This is a genomic window from Streptomyces sp. NPDC056231 (assembly GCF_048270745.1).
In the GTDB taxonomy this organism is placed as follows: Bacteria; Actinomycetota; Actinomycetes; order Streptomycetales; family Streptomycetaceae; genus Streptomyces.
Genome location: NZ_JBLVKW010000173.1, coordinates 1 through 4,008 on the forward strand (window position 1 = coordinate 1; position 4,008 = coordinate 4,008).

5 protein-coding genes are annotated in these 4,008 nt (G+C 58.6%); 2 read left to right on the forward strand and 3 right to left on the reverse strand.

The annotated features are described in order from the left end of the window. Nucleotides 1-134 precede the first annotated feature (134 nt). Together aph(3'')-Ib and ACNPQM_RS43755 are read left to right on the forward strand one after the other, a co-directional pair. Nucleotides 135-938: an aminoglycoside O-phosphotransferase APH(3'')-Ib gene (gene aph(3'')-Ib, locus ACNPQM_RS43750; RefSeq protein WP_001082319.1), complete on the forward strand. Its 804-nt coding sequence runs from the start codon at nt 135-137 to the stop codon at nt 936-938. Beyond that, on the forward strand, nt 938-1,774 hold the full coding sequence (locus ACNPQM_RS43755) for an aminoglycoside O-phosphotransferase APH(6)-Id (RefSeq protein ID WP_000480968.1): 837 nt from the start codon (nt 938-940) through the stop codon (nt 1,772-1,774). Before aph(3'')-Ib ends, ACNPQM_RS43755 begins: the two co-directional genes overlap by 1 nt. Before the next feature lie 234 nt (nt 1,775-2,008). Here ACNPQM_RS43755 and ACNPQM_RS43760 read toward each other — a convergent pair whose 3' ends face one another. The 3 genes from ACNPQM_RS43760 to ACNPQM_RS43770 all read right to left on the reverse strand — a co-directional run bounded on the left by ACNPQM_RS43760 (nt 2,009) and on the right by ACNPQM_RS43770 (nt 3,744). Next, nucleotides 2,009-2,224 (reverse strand): MbeD family mobilization/exclusion protein, encoded by a 216-nt coding sequence (locus ACNPQM_RS43760; protein ID WP_044704874.1) that lies wholly within the window; start codon nt 2,222-2,224, stop codon nt 2,009-2,011. Between the two features lie 6 nt (nt 2,225-2,230). Beyond that, nucleotides 2,231-2,722, reverse strand: a complete 492-nt coding sequence (locus ACNPQM_RS43765) for an MbeB family mobilization protein (protein ID WP_063844470.1) — start codon at nt 2,720-2,722, stop codon at nt 2,231-2,233. A 677-nt stretch (nt 2,723-3,399) separates the two neighbouring features. Continuing rightward, entirely contained in the window at nt 3,400-3,744 is a 345-nt protein-coding gene (locus tag ACNPQM_RS43770) for a MobC family plasmid mobilization relaxosome protein (protein WP_044704870.1), read from the reverse strand. Nucleotides 3,745-4,008: the final 264 nt, after the last annotated feature.

Here is a 4,008-nt window from a genome sequence, read left to right on the forward strand (position 1 = left end):
CTCTACCGATATGTCGGTCCCAAAGGCGAGCTCAGAGACCATGGAAAGCATGTTCTCGGACTTACGTAGCAACTCGTTTCTTTTCGCAGGTTGAGCCACCTCCGCGCTTCATCAGAAAACTGAAGGAACCTCCATTGAATCGAACTAATATTTTTTTTGGTGAATCGCATTCTGACTGGTTGCCTGTCAGAGGCGGAGAATCTGGTGATTTTGTTTTTCGACGTGGTGACGGGCATGCCTTCGCGAAAATCGCACCTGCTTCCCGCCGCGGTGAGCTCGCTGGAGAGCGTGACCGCCTCATTTGGCTCAAAGGTCGAGGTGTGGCTTGCCCCGAGGTGATCAACTGGCAGGAGGAACAGGAGGGTGCATGCTTGGTGATAACGGCAATTCCGGGAGTACCGGCGGCTGATCTGTCTGGAGCGGATTTGCTCAAAGCGTGGCCGTCAATGGGGCAGCAACTTGGCGCTGTTCACAGCCTATCGGTTGATCAATGTCCGTTTGAGCGCAGGCTGTCGCGAATGTTCGGACGCGCCGTTGATGTGGTGTCCCGCAATGCCGTCAATCCCGACTTCTTACCGGACGAGGACAAGAGTACGCCGCAGCTCGATCTTTTGGCTCGTGTCGAACGAGAGCTACCGGTGCGGCTCGACCAAGAGCGCACCGATATGGTTGTTTGCCATGGTGATCCCTGCATGCCGAACTTCATGGTGGACCCTAAAACTCTTCAATGCACGGGTCTGATCGACCTTGGGCGGCTCGGAACAGCAGATCGCTATGCCGATTTGGCACTCATGATTGCTAACGCCGAAGAGAACTGGGCAGCGCCAGATGAAGCAGAGCGCGCCTTCGCTGTCCTATTCAATGTATTGGGGATCGAAGCCCCCGACCGCGAACGCCTTGCCTTCTATCTGCGATTGGACCCTCTGACTTGGGGTTGATGTTCATGCCGCCTGTTTTTCCTGCTCATTGGCACGTTTCGCAACCTGTTCTCATTGCGGACACCTTTTCCAGCCTCGTTTGGAAAGTTTCATTGCCAGACGGGACTCCTGCAATCGTCAAGGGATTGAAACCTATAGAAGACATTGCTGATGAACTGCGCGGGGCCGACTATCTGGTATGGCGCAATGGGAGGGGAGCAGTCCGGTTGCTCGGTCGTGAGAACAATCTGATGTTGCTCGAATATGCCGGGGAGCGAATGCTCTCTCACATCGTTGCCGAGCACGGCGACTACCAGGCGACCGAAATTGCAGCGGAACTAATGGCGAAGCTGTATGCCGCATCTGAGGAACCCCTGCCTTCTGCCCTTCTCCCGATCCGGGATCGCTTTGCAGCTTTGTTTCAGCGGGCGCGCGATGATCAAAACGCAGGTTGTCAAACTGACTACGTCCACGCGGCGATTATAGCCGATCAAATGATGAGCAATGCCTCGGAACTGCGTGGGCTACATGGCGATCTGCATCATGAAAACATCATGTTCTCCAGTCGCGGCTGGCTGGTGATAGATCCCGTCGGTCTGGTCGGTGAAGTGGGCTTTGGCGCCGCCAATATGTTCTACGATCCGGCTGACAGAGACGACCTTTGTCTCGATCCTAGACGCATTGCACAGATGGCGGACGCATTCTCTCGTGCGCTGGACGTCGATCCGCGTCGCCTGCTCGACCAGGCGTACGCTTATGGGTGCCTTTCCGCAGCTTGGAACGCGGATGGAGAAGAGGAGCAACGCGATCTAGCTATCGCGGCCGCGATCAAGCAGGTGCGACAGACGTCATACTAGATATCAAGCGACTTCTCCTATCCCCTGGGAACACATCAATCTTACCGGAGAATATCGTTGGCCAAAGCCTTAGCGTAGGATTTCGCCCTCTCCCGCAAACGACCCCTTCTTGGGGTTTATCACGGGCCGGCATCCGTCAGCCCAGCGTCGGTCCTTTGTAGGTTTTCTGCGGCTGGCGCTCCAGCTCCAGTGTTTTCTGATACTCATTCTCCCCCTGCCGGAACTCGGTGGCATTCAGTTCCCGGACAAGCGGCGCAGCTGCTCGCTTAAACTCAGCACCTGCGTGCTCAAGTCCGACACGCGCTCGTTCAGCACCGCGTTCTCCCGTTGCATAAGCCCAGACATCTTCTGCCATTCCGCGAAGGCGCTCTCCCATTCGTCCAGCCTTTGCGAGTAGTCCTGATGTAGCTGCTCTAATGCGGTCAGCAACTGCTTTTCCAGCTCTGTCATTTTCCGCTACTCCTGTTTCAGGCGGATCCAGGTCGTCCCGTCGTAGGGGATGGCTTCGGCTTGCATCCCCGGCGGCAGGATAAGGAACCTCCGGCCGTCGCTGCTCTCCTGATAGCGCACTCCCCACGTCCGGGCAGTCATTTTCGCCAGGGTATCTTCCTGCTGACGAAGATGTGTGTAATTGTCGGTTATCTGCTGCCCCTGCCACCACAGAATGCTCCCGCTCGTGGCGATCAGCAGCGCTGACACCATCAGGATGGTGAGCCATGCCCTCCCGGCTGTCAGCAGCACGCTCCGCCGGTTTTTCTCCATCGCCTCGCTCATACTCTGTTCGTGGGCGCTGATGGCGTCGCTGATTCTCCTCGCGCTTGCGCTCAGTTCCGCTCTGACAGACTGCTCGTGCTCGCTGAATGCGGCTTTCAGCATCTCGCCGGTACTCTGCTGCTGCGCTTTCGATTTCTGCTCCAAGTCCTTCGCCAGCGTTAAAAGACTGCTCATAGATGGCTCCCTTCAGTCGGATGTTTCGCCCCCCGTCCGGGTCGGCAATGCTGATGCTGCTTTTCGTGCTGCGCACCACCTCAAAACCTGCGCTTTCCAGCGCCTCAGTGACGTCCTGACGGGTTTTCAGCTCCCCGGATGAGGCAAGGGCAAGCAGGCCGCGCGTAATCGCCTGGGCAGCTTCCTGCTTCGCTTCCGGCAGCGCGGACGGCGTGACCAGCGCCCGCCGGTTTTCCGGCGCGTTCGGGTCGTGCAGCCCCAGCCGGCCGTTGACCACCGTCTGCCAGGCATCGATGCGCGGCCGGTCGGCGCGGTCGTAGTACGGCTGGAGCCGCCTGCCGGTCAGCAGCTCGGTATTGGGGATCAGAAAGTTCAGCTCCAGACGCCCCTTGTCCGCGTGCTCCACCCACAGAATGCTGTACTGATCTTTATCGAGGCCGGGCATCAGAACACGCTCGAAGCTGGCCATCAGTTTTTCCCGCTGGCCGGGAGGCAGATCTGCCTCCGCAAACGACAGTACGCCGGAGGTGTATTTCTTCACGTAAGGCGACACATCAATCAGCTCCCGGACTTCTTCCGGCTTGCCCTGCAGGACGGTGGCGCCTTCACGCTGCCGGTCTTTACCCAGCAAATAGTCCACCGGCCCGGCGCCACCGCCGCGACCGCGCGGATGAAATTTAATGATCATCGTCCGTTCCTTTCTCAAGAACGGCGTGCCGCAGCTGCTCAAGGCCGGCATCGATTGCCATCAGCGCCGCCACAATCTGCACCCTGTCATGGCCGGTACCGCCGCCGGCGTTAACGCGGCGGGCTATCTGGTTCAGGTTGTTGCCCATGCCGGCAAGCTGGCGCAGCAGCGCCGGCGAGATCGAGGGTAGCTTTCCGGTACGCGCAGGCTTTTCATCAAGACAGGTCTGCCGCATCCACGCCGCCAGCTGCCTGCCGTCACAGCGTTCGAGCAGCCGCCGGTGCTCGTCCTCCGTCACCCACATGGTGAGCATCTTGTTCCGTTTCTCTGACAAACCGGTCTCCTGATAACGCCGGGACGGGCGGGAAAGCCTTTCCCGGTCGGCGCGGGGTTGGACAAGCCGCAGGCGCGTCAGGCTTTTGGCGGGTTTCGGGGCGCAGCCCTGAACCAGTCACGTAGCGCTAGCGGAGTGTATACTGGCTTACTATGGTGGCACGACGGGAATCGGGATGAAATAGTCAGTCATAAAAACTGTGAGATGAGGCTCAGGTGCGTAAGGGGCTGATGCCTGTCCCGGTGGATATTCCGCTTCCTCGCT

What these genes read in the sequence shown, in the direction of transcription:
- ACNPQM_RS43755 (WP_000480968.1), top strand. Translation starts at nt 938, where the DNA reads ATGTTCATGCCGCCTGTTTTTCCTGCTCATTGGCACGTTTCGCAACCT.
- ACNPQM_RS43760 (WP_044704874.1), bottom strand. Translation starts at nt 2,224, where the DNA reads ATGACAGAGCTGGAAAAGCAGTTGCTGACCGCATTAGAGCAGCTACAT.
- ACNPQM_RS43765 (WP_063844470.1), bottom strand. Translation starts at nt 2,722, where the DNA reads ATGAGCAGTCTTTTAACGCTGGCGAAGGACTTGGAGCAGAAATCGAAA.